This window comes from Noviherbaspirillum album, assembly GCF_035916955.1.
Classification (GTDB): Bacteria; Pseudomonadota; Gammaproteobacteria; order Burkholderiales; family Burkholderiaceae_D; genus Noviherbaspirillum; species Noviherbaspirillum album.
In genome coordinates, this window is record NZ_JAWIIV010000117.1 from 1 (window position 1) to 1,196 (window position 1,196).

At 61.0% G+C, this 1,196-nt stretch carries 1 protein-coding gene; it reads right to left on the reverse strand.

All coding sequences use genetic code 11. The features are described 5' to 3' along the window. Position 1: 1 nt before the first annotated feature. Complete coding sequence (gene tuf / locus RY831_RS32960) at positions 2-1,192, reverse strand: elongation factor Tu (RefSeq protein WP_326510494.1); 1,191 nt, start codon at positions 1,190-1,192, stop codon at positions 2-4. Positions 1,193-1,196: the final 4 nt, after the last annotated feature.

A 1,196-nucleotide genomic window follows, 5' to 3' on the forward strand; every position in this document is an offset into this window, starting at 1 on the left:
ATTACTCGATGATTTTGGCAACGACGCCGGCGCCGACGGTACGGCCGCCTTCGCGGATCGCGAAGCGCAGACCCTCTTCCATCGCGATCGGGTTGATCAGCTTCACAGTGATCGACACGTTGTCGCCAGGCATCACCATTTCCTTGTCGGCCGGTAGCTCGATCGCGCCTGTCACGTCCGTCGTACGGAAGTAGAACTGCGGACGGTAGTTGTTGAAGAACGGTGTGTGACGGCCGCCTTCATCCTTCGACAGAACATAGATCTCGCCAGTGAAATGCTTGTGCGGCTTGATCGAACCCGGCTTGGCCAGAACCTGGCCGCGCTCGACGTCTTCACGCTTGGTACCGCGCAGCAGCACGCCAACGTTGTCGCCTGCCTGACCCTGGTCCAGCAGCTTGCGGAACATTTCCACGCCGGTGCAGGTGGTGGTCTGTGTGTCACGGATACCAACGATCTCGATCGACTCGCCGACCTTGATGATGCCGCGCTCGACACGACCGGTCACCACGGTGCCGCGGCCGGAGATCGAGAATACGTCTTCCACCGGCATCAGGAAGGCGCCGTCGATTGCGCGCTCCGGTGTCGGGATGTAGGTGTCGAGTGCTTCAGCCAGCTTCATGATTGCCGCTTCGCCCAGATCGCCCTTGTCGCCTTCGAGTGCCAGCTTGGCCGAACCGCGCACGATGGGCAGGTCGTCGCCGGGGAACTCGTACTTCGACAGCAGCTCGCGCACTTCCATTTCGACCAGCTCGAGCAGTTCGGCGTCGTCGACCATGTCGCACTTGTTCAGGAACACGATGATGTACGGAACACCGACCTGGCGCGCCAGCAGGATGTGCTCGCGGGTCTGCGGCATCGGGCCGTCAGCGGCCGAGCATACCAGGATCGCGCCGTCCATCTGCGCAGCACCGGTGATCATGTTCTTCACATAGTCGGCGTGGCCGGGGCAGTCAACGTGCGCATAGTGGCGGTTGGCAGTCTCGTACTCGACGTGGGCGGTGTTGATGGTGATGCCGCGCGCCTTTTCTTCCGGTGCCGCGTCGATCTCGTCGTACTTCTTCGCTTCGCCGCCAAACTTTGCCGACAGCACGGTTGCAATCGCTGCAGTCAGTGTGGTCTTGCCATGGTCAACGTGACCAATCGTGCCCACATTCACGTGCGGTTTGGTCCGCTCAAACTTGCCTTTTGCCATTTTA